The sequence below is a fragment of the Rhizomicrobium sp. genome (genome assembly GCA_037200985.1).
GTDB lineage: Bacteria > Pseudomonadota > Alphaproteobacteria > Micropepsales > Micropepsaceae > Rhizomicrobium.
Genome location: JBBCGJ010000001.1, coordinates 190,972 through 209,738, shown reverse-complemented (window position 1 = coordinate 209,738; position 18,767 = coordinate 190,972). Strand labels below are relative to the sequence as shown.

The window sequence follows — 18,767 nt, the reverse complement described above, 5'->3', positions numbered from 1 at the left end:
ACTGTTCCACTGCGACCTTGAACCGCCATAGAGCCATGGAAACAGACCCCGCATCGGCACGCGCCGGCGGTCGCGCGTTTTTGTCGCTCGTCCGCGCGATTGCCGGCTTCGCCGGGGCAAAGGGTCTGCTCGCCCTGCTCTATATCGGGCTGGGCGCGGTGTTCGAGAGCGTGGGGCTTCTTCTCCTCATTCCGTTTCTGGCGCTCGTCATGGGCATGGGCGGCGGCGCCGGCGGCTTTCAGCATCTGATCGCCGGGATGTTCGGCGTCCTGGGCACGACCACGGCCTCGGGCCGGCTTGCGGTCCTGATGGGCGGGTTCGCCGTCCTGATGGTGGTGCGCGGCGTCGTGATCGCGCTGCGCGACCGAACCGTCATGTCCCTGCAGATCGGCTTCGTCGAGCATCTGCGCTGCGAAGTCGCCTTGGCCCTCGCCGGAGCCGGCTGGGACCAGGTCCTGCGACTGCGCCATGCGCGGGTCCTTACCGTCATGAGCAACGACATCCAGCGCATCGCGGGCGCGTTGAATTTCCTGCTCCAAAGCACCATCGCGAGCGTGATCCTGCTGTCGCAGTGCGTGATTTCCTTTGCGCTGTCGCCGCTGCTCGCGCTGTTGTCCTTGGCGCTTCTCGTCGGCGGCGCGATCGCGATGATACCGGCGCTACGCCATGCCCGGAGGATGGGTCGCTTCGTCGGCGCCACCAATCTGACCCTGATCGACAATGCCAGCCAGTTTCTGAATGGCCTCAAGCTGGCCGTCAGCCAGGGCCTGCAGGGCGGCTTCGTATCCGAATTCCGGGCGACGCTCGCCGATCTCTCGTCCGTTCAGCTCGAATATTTCAGCAGGCAGTCGGCGGCGCGGTCCGCCCTCGTCACGATTTCGGCGCTGGTCGGGATGATCGTCGTCCTTGTGGGCTTCACCGTGTTGAACCTGTCGCCGCCCGTGCTCATCACCTTCCTGCTGGTGATCGGGCGCATGAGCGGTCCGGCGATGCAGATCCAGCAGGGATTCCAGCAACTCGCGCACGGCCTGCCGGCCTTCGAATCCATCACCGAACTTCTGGGCGAGCTGCGGCCTCGTCCCGGCACGCAACGCGTGGCGCGGCGGGACCCGCCGGAAGGTCCGATCGCATTCGAGGCCGTGACCTACCGGCATCCGCAGGCGGACGAACGCCAGTCGCAGGGCGTGCGGGCGGTGACCCTGACGGTCGCGCCCGGGACGGTGCTCGGTATCGCCGGGTCGTCCGGCACCGGAAAGACGACCTTTGCCGATCTTCTGGTCGGACTGCTCAGCCCGCAGGCCGGCCGCATCCTGGTGGCCGGCACCATGCTCGACGAGGCAACGCTGCCGGCCTGGCGCTCCCAACTCAGCTACGTTTCGCAGGATCCGTTCCTGTTTCACGACACCGTCCGCCGCAATCTTCTCTGGGCGAAGCCGGATGCAAGCGAAGGCGACATGTGGGAGGCGCTTGCGCTGGCGGGCGCCGACGACATCGTGAAGCGCATGGACGGCGCGCTCGACGCCGTCGTCGGGGAGCGCGGCACGCTGGTGTCCGGCGGCGAGCGTCAGCGCATCGCGCTCGCCCGCGCGCTCCTGCGCAAACCCAGGCTTCTCGTCCTCGACGAGGCGACGAATGCGATCGACGTCGACGGCGAACGCAGCCTGCTGCGACGCCTGCTGGAGGTCCGTCCGCGGCCCACCATCGTCATGATCGCCCACCGCGCCGAAACGCTCGCCCTGTGCGACCGGGTCGTTTGCATGATGGACGGCACGTTGTCCGACGATGCGCCGGTCCCATAAAAAGCGCCGCGAGACCTATCGGACCTTCGGGAAGATCGACGCCTGGATGCGGTCGCCCGGACCGATCCCGAGTTTCTTCGCAAGGCCGCCATTTATCTCGATGACCACCCGCACCGGCTCGGCGGCCGCAATCTCGGCGGTCGAAAACGGCACGGCATTGGGGGCAACGGTCGAGATCGTCCCATCCTGCCGGACGAAAAGCATATCGAGCGGCAGCGGCGTATCCTTCATCCAGAACGTCGCCATCACGGGAACGCCGAAGTCGAACAGCATGCCGGCATCGGGCGCCAAATGGGTCCGGTGCATCAGGCCCAATTCGCGGGAGGCATCGTCGGCCGCGACTTCCACGCGAAAGACATGCGGACCGTTGCGGGCCCGGATGGTGATGGTCTCGTTCGGAAGCGCCGCCGCGCCGGCCGGAGCAAGCGCCAGGAGGACGAAGGCGATCAAGACTGTGGCGCGGCGCATGACGTCAGCGGACCTTTCACATGTTGCTCTGCGAGCGCATGACGCTACCTCGTGCGCGCCGCCTGTATAGCAGCGTTCGCAAATGCGGTCAGTCGCTGATCGCTTGCATGGGTTCGGCAAGAACCGGCTCCCGACGCGATTTGCGGATCGTGGCGCGAACGCGCACCAGCGGGTCCTCGACGAATTTGAGCACCGCAAGCGATGCCAGAAGCGACAGCGTGCCGGCGAGCACCAGCAATTCCAGGCTCTGCCCCACCCCGGCGATCCGGATCGTCAGCGCCCCCAGCGGCCAGTGCAGCAGGAAGAGCGGATAGGACAGCCGCCCGAGCGCGCCGGCCAGGCCCTTGATGGGCCGCAGCACGTCGTCGAGCCGGCTGTTCCACAGGCCGAGCATGAGGATGCCGGCCGCGGGCGCACCGAGGAACTCATTGACGGTCTGCGATCCGATGAACGGGCCCCAGGAGAGCAGTTCGAACAGGCAAAAACCGGTTCCCGCGACCAGCAGGGGCCGCGCGGGTCTCAGGCGATCGCGCAGCAGAAACACCCCCGAGCCGATGAAGAAGGCATCCGCGTTGCCGACCGGCGTGCCGTAGAACGAGATCGGCGACCACCAGAAGGCGCAATAGGCGGAAAATGCAAGGGACACCGGCAGCAGGACATAGGTGAGCCGCGGCCGCGCCGCCGTCACCAGCCCGACCACGAGATAGAACCACAATTCGGTGTGCAGCGACCACGCCGCGGGCAGAAGCCGGCTGGCGGTCTGTTGCGTCAGTCCGAACACCGCGAGATTGGCGAACCAGTCGGCGGTCGTTGCCGGCAGGAGAAGCGAAGGATGCAGCGCCGTGCTCGTGGGCACCAGCACCACGACGGCGGCGCCGACCGCGAGACACGCCCAGTAGGTCGGATAGATGCGCAGAAACCGGTTGGCGAGGAACGCCGCCGGCCGGCCGGCATAGAGCGTGGTCGCGACCATGGAGATCAAAAACCCGCTGATGCAGAAGAACGCCTCGACCGCCAGCCGGCCGGTCTGCGCCGGAACAATTCCCGACAGATGTTCCGACATCACCATCAGGGCGAGCGAGAAACGGAACAGGCTGAGCGCGCTGGATGCGCCGGCCGCCGTCGTGGTTCCTCGCTGCATGTTCGCCATGGACAATCAGCCGCACACCGGCAACGCGCGGCCCATCACCTGGCTCCGTCGATCTCGGTGGGAAGCCGGCCCTGGATCGTCGCCAGCTCGTTGCGCACGCGGCTCATGGGATAGGCGTACATCAGTCGATGACCGTTCTCGTCGTTGTAGCCGAATGTGATGCCGACGATCGCGCCACTGATCGCGTCGACGACCGGTCCGCCGCTGAAGCCCGGACCGGCATTACCCTCGTATATAAAGGCATCCTGCACGACACAAGTTTCGCAGCGCGCCTCCACCGCGCGATTGAGCAGGCTGATCACGCCCCGCGCCTCGCGCACCTCGCCATGCGGTCCCTGGCCGTACGCAATGACGCGCCCGCCGGCCGAGGGCGTGCCATAGACCGGCGAAGCCGCGCGACCGACGCGGAAGAACAGCAGGTCATAGTTGCGCGAGGTGCCGATGACCGCAACATCGCCGAGAAAATCGCTATTGTGAGCATTGGTAACCGCGATACCGGGCGCCATGATGAAGGCGGCGCCCCGGCTCTCCATCACCACATAGCTGCGGCCTTCGAGCGGAATGTAGGCGCGCCCCACTTCAGGATTGACGAAGCTCGCCGATTGTTCGCCCGAGCCCGTGGCGCATCCGCCGAGCGCGAGCACGGCGAATAGGGCCGCCCTTGAAAATCGCATCCGACGGACCGGCCTAGAACGGAATCTCGTCGTCCATCTCTTCGCGCTGGAAGCTGGCGGGCGCCTCGCTGGCGCCCATGCGCTCGCGTCCGCCACCCTCGCCGCGCGTGTCCAGCATCGTCAGCTCGCCGCGGAAGTTCTGCAGCACGACCTCGGTCGTGTATTTTTCCGCGCCGTCCTTGTCGGTCCATTTGCGCGTCTGCAGCGAGCCTTCGACATAGACTTTGGAGCCCTTGCGCAGATATTTCCCCGCCACCTCGGCCAGGTTCTTGTTGAAGATGACGACGCGGTGCCACTCGGTCTTTTCCTTGCGCTCGCCGCTCGACTTGTCGCGCCACGATTCCGAGGTCGCGAGCGAGAACGTCACGATCGGATCGCCGCTCGTCATGCGCCGCGTTTCCGGGTCCTTGCCCAGATTGCCGATCAGAATGACCTTGTTGACGCTGCCCGCCATGACCCGTCTCCATTTCTCGTTGGGCCGAACCTAGGCCGCTATGCCCGCAAGAACCATCGGGCCGGTTCTCAGAGCCTGTGCACATCTTAGTTCGTGGTTTGTTCCTGAGCAAGGGGGCATCCTCCCCGCATAATTGCCGTCCCGGTTCAACCGGTCGCTGAGATCGAGGAGGTTACGTGGATCATACCTGATGTGGCTCCGTGCTGGCGCCGGCGCCGCTGACGCGCGATCATGTGCTGCCGCTACTCGACGTGCGCTGACCAGATACCGAGCACCGCTCCCGCATGATGCTGAGCCGAAGAGCCGTTGCCGCTGCCTTGATCGCGGCGCCCGCCATCCTGCGCAGGGCGCGCGCGGCGCCCCCGCCGCTTCCCGCCATCGCGGCGGACGATGCCGTTTTGGCGATGCCAGGCACGGCGCTCTATGACAGCACCCTGCCCGCCTACAATCTTCGCACCGAGCTGAAGCCCGCGCTGCGCATCCTGCCGAAGACGGCGCGCGGCGTGGCGCAGGCGGTCGATTGGATCCGCGCGAAGAACCTTCCCTTCGCCCTGCGCAGCGGCGGCCATAGCTTCGAGGGTTTCTCGCAGAGCACCGGCATCGTCATCGACACGCGGCTGATGAAGGCGATCGCGCTCGATGCGAAGACCGGCGTGCTCTCGGTCGGCGCCGGCACGTCGCTGGGCGACATCTATCGCTTCGTCGGCCCGCGCGGTTTTGGATTTCCTGGCGGCTCCTGCCCGACCGTGGGGATTTCCGGCCATACGATGGGCGGCGGCTTCGGCCTAATCGGGCGTGAGCGCGGACTGGCCTGCGACAACCTTGTAGGCATCGATCTCGTCGACGCCGATGCGGGAACCGTGCGCGCCGACGCATCCGCGAACCCCGATCTGTTCTGGGCCAGTCGCGGCGGCGGCGGCGGCACGTTCGGCGCGGCGACACAGCTTCATTTCGCGGTCCGGCCGATCGGCCCGATCGCAATCTATGCCGCGACCTGGGCGCTGCCTCTTCCACGCGCCGTCTCCCTGTTCAAGGCCTGGCAGGATTGGGCACCGCGCGCGCCCGACACGATCACGGGTATTTTCAAACTGTCCAAACGCGGCGACGGACGCATCGCGCTGCACGCCGCCGGGCAATCGACCGGGTCCATCGCGGACCTGCGGCGTCAATTGCGCGCGCTGACGGATGCCGCCGAGCCCGCGAACGGCCCGACCCTCTCCTCGATGAACTTTCTCGCCGCCGTCAACCATTTCTCGGGAGGCTGGGGCTATGAGTCCAAATACTCGAAAGGAAAGTCCGACTACATCGTGAGGCCGCTCGACGATGCCGGCATCGAGGCCCTGCTCGGCGGCATCGCCGCCCTGCCCGCGAACGAAGTGATCGCGATCTGCGACGCCTATGGCGGCGCCATCGCGCGGGTCGGCGGCGACGACACTGCCTTCGCTTATCGCGCGGGCACGGAGTTCTGCATCCAGTACTACACGAGCTGGCAAAGCCCGGCCGCCGGCCTGCGCCGCCTCGCGGATCTGAGACGCCTCTACGCCGCGCTGCGCCCCTGGTCCGGCGGCGCCTATGTGAACTATTGCGACCTCGAACTCGCCGATTGGCAGCAGGCCTATTGGCGCCAGAACCTGCCGCGCCTGCAGGCGATCAAGGCGAAGGCCGACCCGCAGAACCTCTTCCACCACGCCCAGAGCGTGATCTGAGCGCCTGTGGGCGCGGGCAGGCTGCTGCCAAATTCCTGACCACGGACGGGTTATGCTGGCGCAGGCTTCGTGTTCCTGTTATGTTCCGGAAGATTCCCACGGCGCTTGCGCTTTGCGGGTTCCGTACCCAGATAAGCCCGCTCCCGGGCCTGTCCGGCGCTGCGGAGACTCCAGGGGATCATGACAGGCACGCGGTTGCGGGTGCGAAGCCCGCCAGCCAGAGTGCGCGTTTCGCCAAGACCAGGCCGATGAAAGACCGATGCTGAAGAACATTTCCATCCGCGGGGCCCGCGAGCACAACCTCAAGAACGTCGATGTCGAGATTCCGCGCGACTCGCTGACGGTGATGACGGGGCTTTCCGGCTCGGGCAAATCCTCACTCGCCTTCGACACGATCTATGCCGAGGGCCAGCGCCGCTATGTGGAATCGCTGTCGGCCTATGCGCGCCAGTTCCTCGAACTGATGCAGAAGCCCGATGTCGATCACATCGAGGGCCTGTCGCCGGCGATCTCCATCGAGCAGAAGACGACCTCGCGCAATCCGCGCTCGACCGTCGGCACGGTCACCGAGATCTACGATTATCTGCGCCTGCTGTTCGCGCGCGTCGGCGTGCCCTATTCGCCGGTGACCGGTCTTCCCATCGAGAGCCAGACCGTCAGCCAGATGGCCGACCGCATCCTCGCCCTGCCCGAAGGCACACGCCTCTATCTGCTGGCGCCGATGGTGCGCGGCCGCAAGGGCGAGTACCGCAAGGAATTCGCCGAGCTGCAGAAGAAGGGCTTCCAGCGCGTCAAGGTCGACGGGAAGTATTACGAGATCGGCGCCGTGCCGGCGCTCGACAAGAAACTGAAGCACGACATCGAAGTCGTGGTCGACCGCATCGCGGTGAAGAAGGATCTCGGCAACCGGTTGCCGGATTCCATCGAGACCGCGCTCGGCATCGCCGACGGCCTCGTCATCGCCGAATTCGCCGACGAGAAGGAGAAGGACGGCTCGCCGAAGCAGCTTCTTATGTCGTCGAAATTCGCCTGCCCGGTGTCCGGCTTCACCATCCCGGAGATCGAGCCGCGCCTGTTCTCGTTCAACAATCCGCATGGCGCCTGCCCTGCCTGCGACGGGCTCGGCACCCAGCTCTATTTCGATCCGGCCCTGGTCGTCCCCGACGGCTCGCTGACCCTGCGCAAGGGCGCCATCGCGCCATGGTCGAAAGGCTCCTCGCCCTATTACCTTCAGACCCTCGAAGCGCTGGCGCGGCATTACAAATTCTCGCTCAACGAGGCCTGGGACGATCTGCCGAAGAAGGCGAAGGAGATCATCCTGCACGGCTCGGGCGAGGACGAGATCAAGTTCATCTATGATGACGGCCTGCGCCGCTACGAAACGAAGAAAAGCTTCGAGGGCGTCATCCCGAACATGGACCGCCGCTTCAAGGAGACCGACTCCGCCTGGGTGCGCGAGGAGCTGGAACGTTTCCAGGACACCTCGCCCTGCGACGTCTGCAAGGGCTATCGCCTGAAACCGGAAGCGCTGGCGGTGAAGATCGGTGGGCTGCACATCAGCCAGGTCTGCGAGCAGTCGATCCGCAACGCCGACGCCTGGTTTCGCGACATCGACAGGAAGCTCAACAAGCAGCAGAACGAGATCGCCGCCCGCATCCTGAAGGAAATCCGGGCGCGGCTGAAATTCCTCAACAATGTGGGCCTCGATTACCTGACGCTGGCGCGCGCCTCCGGCACGCTGTCGGGCGGCGAGAGCCAGCGCATCCGGCTGGCGTCGCAGATCGGCTCGGGCCTGACGGGCGTTCTCTACGTCCTCGACGAGCCCTCCATCGGCCTGCACCAGCGCGACAACGAGAAGCTGCTCGAATCGCTCAAGGGCCTGCGCGACATGGGCAACACCGTCATCGTGGTCGAGCATGACGAGGAGGCGATCCGCACCGCCGATCATGTCATCGACATGGGACCGGGCGCCGGCATCCATGGCGGCGAGATCGTCGCCGAGGGCACGCCGGACGAGATCATGCGCAATCCCAACAGCCTGACCGGCAAATACCTCACCGGCCTGGAGCAGATCGCCGTGCCGGCGCGGCGGCGCAAGGCGATGCACGACCGCTGGCTCAAGATCGTCGGCGCCAAGGGCAACAACCTCAAGAACGTCACCGCCTCGATCCCGCTCGGCACGCTGACCTGCGTCACGGGCGTGTCGGGCGGCGGCAAGTCCACGCTCACCATCGAGACGCTGTTCAAGGCGGCCTCGCGCAAGCTCAACCAAGGCCGCGAGCATCCCGCGCCGCACGACCGCATCGAGGGGCTGGAATATCTCGACAAGGTCATCGACATCGACCAGAGCCCGATCGGCCGTACGCCGCGCTCCAACCCCGCGACCTATACCGGCGCCTTCACGCCGATCCGCGACTGGTTCACGGAACTGCCGGAGGCCAAAGCGCGCGGCTATCAGCCGGGGCGCTTCTCGTTCAACGTGAAGGGCGGGCGCTGCGAGGCGTGCCAGGGCGACGGCGTCCTCAAGATCGAGATGCACTTCCTGCCCGACGTCTACGTGCAGTGCGATGTCTGCAAGGGCAAGCGCTACAACCGCGAGACCCTGGAAGTGAAGTTCCGCGACAAATCGATCGCCGACGTGCTCGACATGACGGTGGAGGCGGCGGCCGACCTGTTCAAGGCTGTGCCCTCGATCCGCGAGAAGATGGACACGCTGACCCGCGTCGGCCTCGGCTACATTTCGGTCGGCCAGCAGGCGACGACGCTGTCGGGCGGCGAGGCGCAGCGCGTGAAGCTATCGAAGGAATTGTCGCGTCGCGCCACGGGGCGCACGCTTTACATCCTCGACGAGCCGACCACGGGCCTGCATTTCCACGACGTGAAGAAGCTGCTCGAAGTGCTGCACGAACTGGTCGACAACGGCAACACGGTGGTGGTGATCGAGCACAATCTGGAGGTCATCAAGACCGCCGACTGGATCATCGATCTCGGCCCCGAAGGCGGCGACGGCGGCGGCGAGCTGATCGCATCCGGCACGCCGGAAGACGTCGCAAAGGTGGCGCGGAGCTATACTGGCCAATATCTCAAGCCGCTGCTCAAGAACCGCGTGCCGGAGAAGACCGCGGCGAAGAAGCTGAAGGCGGCGGAATAAGAGTCGTGCCGGGACCGCCGCCCGGCTATGGGGGCAGGAGTTCGCTTCGCAGGCTCTCCAGCTCGCGGTGATAGCCCAGGTGCCGCGCGATGCGGTCTCGCTGTTCGGCGGTGAAGCGGCTTGCGCTCCGCCCCTCCTCGCCCTTGTTGAACCGGTTCTCCGCGCGATTGTGCCACGCCGCCGCGACCGCCAGTTCGCACATCTCCTCCGGGCGCGGCAGGCCGGCATGCTCCAAGACCGCACCCAGCACGGCCGCGGGATCGCGGCGCAGATCGCCATAACGCAGCACCAGGACGCGCTGCGGCGCCTCGGCGGCGTAGGCGAGCCAGGTCGCGTAATAGCTCGCATACCAGGGCATGACCGTGTCGATCAGGAAATCGGCCTTCGCGGTCCGGCTCATCGCCGCGAAGTCCGGCGGAATGGCGATGTTGAGCCAATGGTTCGAACTCGCCGGCTCGGTATCGAGCATGTCGAGATAGGAGACCAGCATGTCGGGCACGCTGCGCAGCATGATCGCGGGCTTCAGATCCAGCGCCTCGACGAAATGGCGGTTGGCCGGGAGGGCCTGCATGTGAACATGCGTCACGAGCGGATCGGGCGGATAACCGCCGGCGAGATAGCGGATGAACACCGGCAGGTACGGCGTGGCATCCCGCCCACCCTGGGCGTGCACGACGCGCGCCAGCTGGCCGTCAACCGCGTGGATCGCCGCGGTGCGCAGGAAGGTGCCGGCGCATTTGGGCGGAAAGGCGAGCAGGACGGACGGACGGCGGCGTCCGAGCGCACGCAGATAGGCGGTGTGATCGGGATCGAAAGCCCCGTCGCTGCGCGGCAGCGTGAACAGCGCCGTTATCGCATCGGCATCGAGCTCGAACGACATGCAGCGCGCCCGCGAATTCCGCGAGCACCGGTATCGGCGGGCGGGCGCGTCCGGGCCAGTTAAGCGCGCGCAATCTGTCGCGGACTGTCATCGCGGCCGCGCCCAGGACAAGTTGTTTGCGCGGATGTCCGGCTTGTAATCGACGCACTATTCGGCGGCTGCCCTGCCATGGGCGTGATGTCCATGATCGCCATGGCCGTGATCGTGCCCGTGGTTGTCGTGTCCATGGCTGTCATGCCCATGCCCGCCATGATCGCCATGCGAGTCGTGGCCGCCGCCATGATCGTCGCTATGGCCATGGTCGTTATGGCCGCCGTGCCCGTGATCGTCATGATCCTCGTGACCGCCATGGCCGTGGTCCTCGTGACCGTGGCCGCCGCCATTCCCATGGTCGTCATGACCATGGTCGTCGTGGCCGCCATGTCCATGATCGTCATGGCCGGCAGGTTCTTCATGGCCGCCATGGCCGTGGTCCTCATGTCCACCATGACCATGATCGTCATGTCCGTGATCGCCGTGACCGTGATCGTCATGGCCGGCGGGCTCTTCGTGCCCGCCGTGGCCGTGGTCCTCATGATGGCCGTGATCCGCCGGCTCCTCGTGGTGGCCGTGCTCCTCGACCGGCGCCAGCAGCGGCGCGACGAGGGCGGCATCGTCTTCCAGTTCGGGGTCCTCGTGACCGGTGACCGTGCGATAGGCCGCGGCGGAGGCGCCCGCCAGCAGCGCGCCGTTGACCGCCGTCCCGATCGCCGTCAGCAGCGACAGCTTGTCGGCATGGGCCCAGAAAAAAGCCGTCAGCGGCGGCGGCGTGCCGGGCTTGAAATTATGGAGGGCCTGGCCGAGCGCCGCGAAGTCCGCCGGTCCGATCAGGTAATAGGCAGCGGCGCCGAATACGATCACCGCCGGCAGGAAGGTTCCGATGAGAACGATGAGGATCCGCAACGAGCTGCCGCGCGTCAGCGCCCAGGCGCGCACGAGCCGCGTGCGATGCTCGGCGGACGCAATGGGCGGCAGGAGGAACACAAGCCGCAGCATGGACAGCACGAACCAGATCGCCAGGATGACCGTCAGGGCCAGGGCGGCGACCACCGCGATCGGCGTGCCGCCTACTGCCATCGCCGGCAGAAGTCCCGCGCCGAATTTTTTCGCGGCGAAGACCGCGCCGAAGCTCACGGCCAGTACGGCGACGTAGAGAAGAATGAAGACGATGTAGTAGCGGAGATAGCCGAAGAACAGCCGCAGCTCGCGCGGACCGATCACGAAATGGGCCAGCGTCAGATCCTTGCGCACGCCCAGCGCTTCCTGCGTCAGCGAAATGCCGAGCACCGAGCGGATCATGATGAAGAACGCGAAACCGGCAAGCGCCGAGACCGCCGCCAGGGCCGCGCTTCCGGGCATCGGCTTGGCGAATTGCAGCGCGCTCAGCAGGACGTAATAGCCCAGCCCGTACAGCAGCGCCGGCACCCAGGCCGTGCCGATGATCTGGAAAAAACGGCCAAACAAAAACCCGTAGGCGTGCGCAATGCTTGCGCCGACCGGAACCTTGCTCATCCCAAACCCCCACACCCCGGCCCTGCGGGCCGCCAACGATTCATCCTATATCGGCCACGTGAAGTCGATACGACAGACCGAAAAGTCCTGAGCAAGCTTATGCAACAGCCGGTTGTGGGACCCGTTCGTGACGCCAGCGCAGGGCCAGAAGCAGGCAGATCAGAAACAGCCCGGCGGAAACGTAGAACGCCATCCCCGGAATGACGACCGGGGCGTCAGCGCTTACAAAGTAACCAAATAAACCCGTCCAAATCAGGGGCCCGCCGATACTGGTGAGGTTTGTCACGCTCGCCAGTGCGCCCTGCAGCAGGCCCTGCTCGTTCGCCGGCACGGCACGCGACATCAGCCCCTGGACCGCGGGCTGGGCCACGGTCCAGCCTGAGATCGCGAATGGCATGACGGCATATATCATCCATCCCTGCGTCACCGCGCCATAGCCGACGCTCACCAGCACGCTCACGGCCAGTCCGGTCAGGATGGCGCCACGCTCCCCGATGCGCGGGATCAGGACCCGCGTGAACCAGCCTTGCCCGACGACGAAGATCACGCCGACCACCGCGAGCGAGATGCCGATCTCCGTAGTCCCCCAATGGAAGCGGTAGGCGGTGTAAAGCACCCAGATCATCTCCGCCACGCGATTGGCGAAGGTCGCCAGCACGAAGATCGCGAGAAGCGCGGCGATGGACGGATAGCGTCCAACCTCGCGCAGCGCCCCGATCGGATTGGCGTGCACGAAACGGAACGCCTTGCGGTTCTCTGGCGCGAGCGATTCAGGCAGCGCGAACAACCCGAACAGGAGATTGGCCGCGCACAGCGCGCCGGCGGCGAGAAACGGCAGGTGCAGATCGATGCCCGCGAGAACGCCGCCGATCGCCGGACCGGTGATGAAGCCGAAGCCGAACGTCGCGCCGATCAGCCCAAAGCTTTGCGCCCGCTTCTCGGGCGGGGTGATGTCGGCGAGATAGGCGCCCGCGGTGGTGAAGGAGCCGCCCATCACGCCGGCCAGCAGCCGCGCCACCGCCAGCACCGCCAGACCGGGCGCCGCGGCCATCAGCAGATAGGACAAGGCGGAGCCGCCCAGCGAGGCGAGGATCAACGGCCGACGCCCATAGCGATCCGACAGCGCACCGAACAGCGGCGCGAAGAAGAACTGCGCGAGCGAAAATGCAGAGACCAGCAGGCCGAAGGCATAGGAGGCGTGCACGACGTCCCCATGCAAGAATTGCTGCACGAGCTTGGGAAGCACGGGATAGGCCAGTCCCACGCCCAGCATGTCGATATAGACGACCGTCAGCACCAGGATCAGGCGGAAATTGCGCAAACCCCTGTTTCCGGGATGCGGCAACTCCGCCGCGAGGAATGTCGACCGCTAGCCCGGCAAGACGTTCTTGCCCGCCAGCGCACGATACGCGAAAGCGGCCGGCGCGAACAGGAGTCCGTAGGTTATCGGCGAAAGCACAAGGCTGACGCCGAGAAGCAACGGCATCTTGGCCGACGTCATCCGCGATTGCTCGGCGGCGTATTTCGCCAGATGCCCCTGATCGCGAAACATCGCGGCGATGCTGGAGATGTAATCCGGCCCCAATATCAGAAGGTTGACCACGAAGACGACGAGCATCGCCGGCAGCGCGGTCGCCGCGCCGACCGCCACGATGCGCCAGAAATTTCCCCGCGTCAGCTCCCAGCTGCGCGACAGACCGAACCCGCCGCCGCCGACGCAGGACGGGACGAACAGGAAACTGAGACGGACCAGGGCATAGAAGATCGCGCCTAGCCCGGCCAACGCCGCGAGCGACCCCGCCGCCGCGGCCACCGCCTCGCCCACCGCCTTCGAAGGCAGGAGCGTCGCGGCAAGTCCGCCGACGACGACCACCGCCAGGGTCAATCCCATCGCGAAAATGAAGAATAATAGATAAAGCCCTGCGATCCCGCCGAACACATGCAGCTCCGCCGTGCCGAACGAGACATGGGCGATGGCGGGTCCCTGGCGCAGTCCCAGGGCCTGTCGCGTGATGGCGACGGCGACCATGGCGACGAGGAACACCGCGAGGACGCTGTAGAGCGCGAAATAGCCGAAGCCGGGCGGGAGCGCCGCGCCGGCGGCGGGCTCGGCGTCGCCCAAGCCGCGCTCGACCAGGAAGGCTCCGACGGCGTTGATCACCAGCGGAATCCACACCAGCCCGATGACGGTGCCGATTTCGCCGAAGGTGAACGCATAGGCAAAGCGGATGGTCTCGCCGACCGGTATCTTGTTCATGCCACCGCTTTCGTGTCCGCCGAACCGTCGCCGGTCACTGCCTTGTACGCGTTTGCCACCGCCCCGGTCGTAAGACCCGACAGCAGGGCAAGATATAGTATCTGCAGCAGGGCGTAATAGGGCCCGACGCGGCGCAAAGCATCCAACAGGTCGGCCACGAACTTCTGGCTCTGCGCGTCCGTCATCGGTCCGGGCTGCAGGTCCAGGCCCGGCACCATCGCGATCTGCATCATGGTCGACGAGATCGTCGACACCGCGAGCTGGATCGGCAGGCTGACGATGAGCGAAATGCCGAAAATGCGCCAGAAATTGCCCCGGCCCAGATGCCAGGACCGCCGGAGGCCGATGTGGTCCTCCGCGACGACGACGGCCGGGATGAAGAAGGACAGCCGCACGACCGAATAAAAGTAACCGAGGACCGCGACGAAGATCAGCACGCCCAGCACCAGGGGCTGCACCTTCTGGGCAAACTGGTTGAGCACGGCGCCGACCACGCCGATCGCCAATGCCGCCAGCATGACGCCGCCGCAGAGGAGCAGCAGCATCAAGATATAAGACCCGATCAGCCGCCAGACCTGGCCGCCCAAGGAGAAGAAGATGAACACCGGGCCGGGATGCTGTCCCAGGGCCTTGCGCATCAAGCCCACGGTCACCATCGCCTGCGCGACGAGGAGCGCCAGCAGGACCAGCAGGACGGCACCGATGAGCGGGACGATGGTCGTCATCAGCTTCGCGGTGTCTATCGTCTTGCGATCGTCGAGCCACAGCCCATGGACACTCGGATAGAGGAGGACAGCCAGTCCGACGCCAAGCGCGGTTACGACAAGGTAGGGAAACCAGCCGATGCCGATGATGGACAGCACATTGGTAAAAGCAAAACGGTAGGCACCCGCGATCGTACGCTCGAACGGAATTTTCATGGCCTGCCCCACCGCTGCGAAGCCATACTAGGGCCCGCGCCCTGTCGCGGCAATTGACGTAAAGGCATGTTGCAATACCGCGAAGCAAGCCGTGACATATTCGAGACGCCTCGGATAAATTGGCTTGCGCGACAGCAGGAACCGAAGATGGACTTCACGGAGTATGCGTCCTACGACGCCCTGGGTCTCGCCGCGCTGGTCAAAGACAAGAAGGTCAAGCCGTCCGAGGTGATGGACGCGGCGATCGCGCAGGCCGAACGCTTGAATCCCATGCTCAACGCCATCGTCTTCGCGGACTATGACGGCGCCCGCGCGGCCGCCCGGAGCAAGCTCGCCAAGGGCCCCTTCGCCGGCGTGCCGATGTTGCTCAAGGACATGCGCGCCAACGTCGTCGGCTGGCCGACGCGGTCGGGCTCGCACTATGTGCCGGCGACGCCGGCGACCGCACAATCCACGACAGTCACGCGCTTCAAGGCGGCCGGGCTTCTGCCGATGGGAAAGACCAATGTGCCGGAGTTCGGCATCCTGCCGACCACCGAAAGCAGGCTATACGGTCCCGCGCACAATCCCTGGAATCCGGCGCATTCGACCGGCGGTTCGTCGGGCGGTTCGGCCGCCGCAGTCGCCGCGGGCATCGTGCCGATCGCGCACGCCACCGATGGCGGCGGCTCCATCCGCATCCCGGCTTCCGCCTGCGGCCTGGTCGGTCTCAAGGCGACGCGCGGCCGTGTCACCCAGGGGCCGGAAGCGGGCGACGCGACCAGCGGCCTTTCGATCGACGGCGTGGTCACCAAGAGCGTCCGCGATACGGCCGCGGCGCTCGATGCGCTCTGCGGCATCGACTATGGCGACCCCTATTTCGCGCCGCCGCCGGAGGGTTCCTACCTCGAAGGCATCCGGCGCAAGGGCAAGCGTCTGAAGATCGCCGTCAGCACCAGGATGCTGAACGGCAAGCCGCACGATCCGGAGGTGACGGCTGCGGTGAAGAAGACCGCCGGGCTGTGCGAAAGCCTCGGCCACATCGTCGAAGAGACCGATCCGCCGCTGAAGGCCGGCGAGCTCGTCGGCGCCTTCTCCACGATCTGGTGCGCCAACGTGGCCTATGGCCTCAAGGCGCTGGAACGGCTGACCGGCATCGCGCCGTCGCTGGATGTCGTCGAGGGACTCACCTTCGGCCTGTACGAGATGGGCCTGAAGGTCAGCGCGGTGGAGCTCACCGAGGCGCGTCAGGCCATGGTGCGGGCCGGGCGCGCCGTCGCCCAATGGCACAAGACTTACGACGTATGGCTGACGGCCACGCTCGGCCGGCCGCCGATGAAGCTCGGCACGATCGACATCGACGAGACCGACGTGCAGAAGGGCTTCGCGCCGAATTTCGGCTATGTGCCGTTCACCTCCATGCAGAACGCCACCGGCACGCCCGGCATCAACCTGCCGCTCAACTGGAGCAAGGCGGGCCTGCCGATCGGCGTGCAATTCACCGCCCGCGCCGGCGGCGAGATGGTCCTGCTCAAGCTTGCCGCCGAACTCGAAAAGGCGGCACCCTGGGCCGACCGCTATTCCAAACCGAGGATCTGACGATGGCGTTTTCCGAATATGCCGATTTCGACGGCCTGGGCCTGGCCCATCTCGTGCGCCAGGGAGAAGTCACGCCGCTGGAGCTTCTCGAAGAAGCAATCGCGCGCATCGAGAAGCGCAATCCGACGCTCAATGCCGTGGTCCACAAGGCCTATGACGAGGCGCGCGCCGTAGCGGCGGCGAAACTGCCCGACGGTCCGTTCAAAGGCGTGCCGTTCCTGATCAAGGATATCGGCATGGAGGTCGCCGGCTGGCCAATGACGAACGGCAGCGCGCTGCTCGCCGGCTATGTCTCGCCGCAGGACTCCGAGCTGACGAAGCGCTACCGCGCCGCCGGCATGGTGCTCGCCGGCAAGACCAACACGCCGGAATTCGGCATTCCGGGCACAACCGAGGGCCGCTTCCTCGGCAATTGCCACAATCCGTGGAATCCGGACCACAGCACCGGCGGCTCGTCGGGTGGCGCGGCGGCGGCGGTCGCGGCCGGCATCGTGCCGATGGCGCATGCCTCGGACGGCCTCGGCTCGATCCGCATTCCGGCGGCGCAATGCGGCCTCTTCGGCTTGAAGCCGACGCAGTCGCGTAATCCCGGCGGCTCGGATGACCGCGGCCGCGCCCACGGCCTGATCGTCGATCACGTCGTGACCCGCACCGTGCGCGACAGCGCCGCGATGCTCGACTGGACCGGCTATCCGGAAGACGACGCGCCCTATGCGCCGGTGCCGAAGGCGCGGCCTTACATGGACGAAATCCAGACCGCACCCGGCCGGCTGCGCATCGCCTATTGCGCCCAGACGATCCAGGACACGCCGCTGCATCCCGACGTGCAGGCGACCTTCGAGAACACCGTGAAGCTATGCGCCGAACTCGGTCACACGATGATCGAGAAGAAGGCGCTCGATGCAAATCTGCGCAAGCTCTACAAGGCCCAAGGTTTCGTTTCGGGCGCGGTGGCGGTCGTCGGCTACGAGGAATGGGCCGAGAGGATGCAGCGCCCGATCGACATCTCGACGCTCGAATGGCTGGCGCTGGTCGGCTATCGCGCCGCCAAGGAAATGGCGCCGCGCGATGTTGCCTGGGGCCTGCAGACGATCCGCGTGGTCGGCCGTCAGATCCTCGGCCTTTATCGCGAGTTCGACGTGCTGCTGCAGCCGATCCAGATCACGCCGCCGCCGCCGCTCGGCTTCCTCGATCCGATGAATGTGCGCGCCCGCGAATTCAACCGCCGCCAGGGCCAGACCTTCGGCTTGACGCCGATCGCGAACCTGACTGGCCAGCCGGCGATGTCGGTCCCGATGGGCCTGTCGGGCGACCGGCTTCCGCTGGCGATGATGTTCTCGAGCCGCCATGGCGACGAGGCGACGCTGTTCCGCCTCGCCGCCCAGCTCGAACAGGCGCGGCCCTGGATCGACCGCAAGCCGCCGATCTGGAACTAGGACGCGAGCGGGTTCTCGTAGCGCAAGCCCTCAAATTTGAGGAAGTCGCGATCGTTGGAGCACAAGGTCAGTCCGTGCTCGATTGCCAGTGCCGCCAGATAGGCATCGCCGACAAGATCGCCGGTCGCGGGCGTTTCCGTCAGAAGTCGGCCCAGGACAAGGCCGTGCCGTTCGGTCGGCTCGGGTATCCACGCCGAAGGATGTTCGAGCCACGAACACACTTGGGACCAAGCGCCTCCGATCGATTGTGGCTTGGGAAAGATGCGGCGACTGGTCGTCAGGCGAAGGAACGCCAGCAGGCTGGCCCAAGGCAGTCCGATGCGGATGCCGTTGGAGAATTGCGCATCCAGCCATGCGCGTGACCGCTCATGCTCCGCATAGCTGCTGAAATGCGCATAGACCAGAAGATTGACATCGACCAATATCATTCCGGAATGAGCTTCTTCTTGCGCGCGTACTCCAAATCCAGCTCGTCCAATATTTCGTCCGGCTTCACATTGGGTCTCAGCGGTGGACCCGGATCATAGACCCGCGTCCGGAATGGCTCGGCCGGCCGGAACGGCTTCTCCGCTTCGTTCAGGCCGCGACGGAGCACATCGTTGACGATCTGCTTGAAACTGAGATCGCGCTCCTTGCGCAGGCGTTCAAGCCGCACCGCATTGTCGTCGTCGATGGTCAGCGTATTTCGACGCTTGGGGCCGGTTTTCTTATCCATGGCATCAAAGCATCAAATATGTGATGCC

16 protein-coding genes are annotated in these 18,767 nt (G+C 65.8%); 5 read left to right on the top strand and 11 right to left on the bottom strand.

Going from position 1 to position 18,767, the window contains the following annotated elements; all coding sequences use genetic code 11:
• Positions 1-35: 35 nt before the first annotated feature.
• The gene (locus WDN01_01080) at positions 36-1,799 is read left to right on the top strand and encodes an ABC transporter ATP-binding protein (GenBank protein ID MEJ0024592.1); all 1,764 of its coding nucleotides are present in this window, start codon (positions 36-38) and stop codon (positions 1,797-1,799) included.
• A gap of 15 nt (positions 1,800-1,814) precedes the next feature.
• Here WDN01_01080 and WDN01_01075 read toward each other — a convergent pair whose 3' ends face one another.
• From WDN01_01075 to ssb, 4 genes are all read right to left on the bottom strand, one after another.
• Entirely contained in the window at positions 1,815-2,267 is a 453-nt protein-coding gene (locus WDN01_01075; protein ID MEJ0024591.1) for a DUF192 domain-containing protein, read from the bottom strand.
• Between the two features lie 88 nt (positions 2,268-2,355).
• Entirely contained in the window at positions 2,356-3,417 is a 1,062-nt protein-coding gene (locus tag WDN01_01070; GenBank protein ID MEJ0024590.1) for an acyltransferase, read from the bottom strand.
• 35 nt (positions 3,418-3,452) lie between these two features.
• Positions 3,453-4,061, bottom strand: coding sequence for a hypothetical protein (locus WDN01_01065; protein MEJ0024589.1), 609 nt, complete (start codon positions 4,059-4,061; stop codon positions 3,453-3,455).
• Positions 4,062-4,104: 43 nt separating this feature from the next.
• The gene (gene ssb, locus WDN01_01060; protein ID MEJ0024588.1) at positions 4,105-4,545 is read right to left on the bottom strand and encodes a single-stranded DNA-binding protein; all 441 of its coding nucleotides are present in this window, start codon (positions 4,543-4,545) and stop codon (positions 4,105-4,107) included.
• A 317-nt stretch (positions 4,546-4,862) separates the two neighbouring features.
• On the opposite strand from ssb, the gene WDN01_01055 reads away from it, so the two are divergent.
• Complete coding sequence (locus tag WDN01_01055; protein ID MEJ0024587.1) at positions 4,863-6,251, top strand: FAD-dependent oxidoreductase; 1,389 nt, start codon at positions 4,863-4,865, stop codon at positions 6,249-6,251.
• Between the two features lie 259 nt (positions 6,252-6,510).
• Positions 6,511-9,402: an excinuclease ABC subunit UvrA gene (gene uvrA, locus WDN01_01050; protein ID MEJ0024586.1), complete on the top strand. Its 2,892-nt coding sequence runs from the start codon at positions 6,511-6,513 to the stop codon at positions 9,400-9,402.
• A gap of 25 nt (positions 9,403-9,427) precedes the next feature.
• Here uvrA and WDN01_01045 read toward each other — a convergent pair whose 3' ends face one another.
• The 5 genes from WDN01_01045 to WDN01_01025 form a co-directional block, all read right to left on the bottom strand.
• Complete coding sequence (locus tag WDN01_01045) at positions 9,428-10,282, bottom strand: sulfotransferase domain-containing protein (GenBank protein ID MEJ0024585.1); 855 nt, start codon at positions 10,280-10,282, stop codon at positions 9,428-9,430.
• A 147-nt stretch (positions 10,283-10,429) separates the two neighbouring features.
• Entirely contained in the window at positions 10,430-11,833 is a 1,404-nt protein-coding gene (locus WDN01_01040) for a hypothetical protein (GenBank protein ID MEJ0024584.1), read from the bottom strand.
• A gap of 97 nt (positions 11,834-11,930) precedes the next feature.
• On the bottom strand, positions 11,931-13,154 hold the full coding sequence (locus tag WDN01_01035) for a TCR/Tet family MFS transporter (protein ID MEJ0024583.1): 1,224 nt from the start codon (positions 13,152-13,154) through the stop codon (positions 11,931-11,933).
• A 48-nt stretch (positions 13,155-13,202) separates the two neighbouring features.
• The gene (locus WDN01_01030; GenBank protein ID MEJ0024582.1) at positions 13,203-14,090 is read right to left on the bottom strand and encodes a hypothetical protein; all 888 of its coding nucleotides are present in this window, start codon (positions 14,088-14,090) and stop codon (positions 13,203-13,205) included.
• Positions 14,087-15,010 (bottom strand): hypothetical protein, encoded by a 924-nt coding sequence (locus WDN01_01025; GenBank protein ID MEJ0024581.1) that lies wholly within the window; start codon positions 15,008-15,010, stop codon positions 14,087-14,089. Before WDN01_01025 ends, WDN01_01030 begins: the two co-directional genes overlap by 4 nt.
• Positions 15,011-15,157: 147 nt before the next feature.
• Here WDN01_01025 and WDN01_01020 point away from each other — a divergent pair, with 147 nt between their 5' ends.
• The gene (locus WDN01_01020; protein MEJ0024580.1) at positions 15,158-16,588 is read left to right on the top strand and encodes an amidase family protein; all 1,431 of its coding nucleotides are present in this window, start codon (positions 15,158-15,160) and stop codon (positions 16,586-16,588) included.
• A gap of 2 nt (positions 16,589-16,590) precedes the next feature.
• Positions 16,591-18,024, top strand: coding sequence for an amidase family protein (locus WDN01_01015; protein ID MEJ0024579.1), 1,434 nt, complete (start codon positions 16,591-16,593; stop codon positions 18,022-18,024).
• Here the strand turns inward: WDN01_01015 and WDN01_01010 are convergent.
• Both WDN01_01010 and WDN01_01005 read right to left on the bottom strand, forming a co-directional pair.
• A complete protein-coding gene (locus WDN01_01010; protein MEJ0024578.1) occupies positions 18,021-18,452 on the bottom strand; it encodes a TA system VapC family ribonuclease toxin in 432 nt (143 codons plus the stop codon). The genes WDN01_01015 and WDN01_01010 overlap by 4 nt on opposite strands.
• Complete coding sequence (locus tag WDN01_01005) at positions 18,449-18,739, bottom strand: hypothetical protein (GenBank protein MEJ0024577.1); 291 nt, start codon at positions 18,737-18,739, stop codon at positions 18,449-18,451. Before WDN01_01005 ends, WDN01_01010 begins: the two co-directional genes overlap by 4 nt.
• Positions 18,740-18,767 lie beyond the last annotated feature (28 nt).

Coding starts and splice junctions, on each gene's coding strand:
- WDN01_01080 (MEJ0024592.1), top strand. CDS start 36: ATGGAAACAGACCCCGCATCGGCACGCGCCGGCGGTCGCGCGTTTTTG.
- uvrA (MEJ0024586.1), top strand. CDS start 6,511: ATGCTGAAGAACATTTCCATCCGCGGGGCCCGCGAGCACAACCTCAAG.
- WDN01_01070 (MEJ0024590.1), bottom strand. CDS start 3,417: ATGGCGAACATGCAGCGAGGAACCACGACGGCGGCCGGCGCATCCAGC.
- WDN01_01020 (MEJ0024580.1), top strand. CDS start 15,158: ATGGACTTCACGGAGTATGCGTCCTACGACGCCCTGGGTCTCGCCGCG.
- WDN01_01040 (MEJ0024584.1), bottom strand. CDS start 11,833: ATGAGCAAGGTTCCGGTCGGCGCAAGCATTGCGCACGCCTACGGGTTT.
- WDN01_01030 (MEJ0024582.1), bottom strand. CDS start 14,090: ATGAACAAGATACCGGTCGGCGAGACCATCCGCTTTGCCTATGCGTTC.
- WDN01_01015 (MEJ0024579.1), top strand. CDS start 16,591: ATGGCGTTTTCCGAATATGCCGATTTCGACGGCCTGGGCCTGGCCCAT.
- WDN01_01045 (MEJ0024585.1), bottom strand. CDS start 10,282: ATGTCGTTCGAGCTCGATGCCGATGCGATAACGGCGCTGTTCACGCTG.
- WDN01_01005 (MEJ0024577.1), bottom strand. CDS start 18,739: ATGGATAAGAAAACCGGCCCCAAGCGTCGAAATACGCTGACCATCGAC.
- WDN01_01075 (MEJ0024591.1), bottom strand. CDS start 2,267: ATGCGCCGCGCCACAGTCTTGATCGCCTTCGTCCTCCTGGCGCTTGCT.
- WDN01_01010 (MEJ0024578.1), bottom strand. CDS start 18,452: ATGATATTGGTCGATGTCAATCTTCTGGTCTATGCGCATTTCAGCAGC.
- ssb (MEJ0024588.1), bottom strand. CDS start 4,545: ATGGCGGGCAGCGTCAACAAGGTCATTCTGATCGGCAATCTGGGCAAG.
- WDN01_01025 (MEJ0024581.1), bottom strand. CDS start 15,010: ATGAAAATTCCGTTCGAGCGTACGATCGCGGGTGCCTACCGTTTTGCT.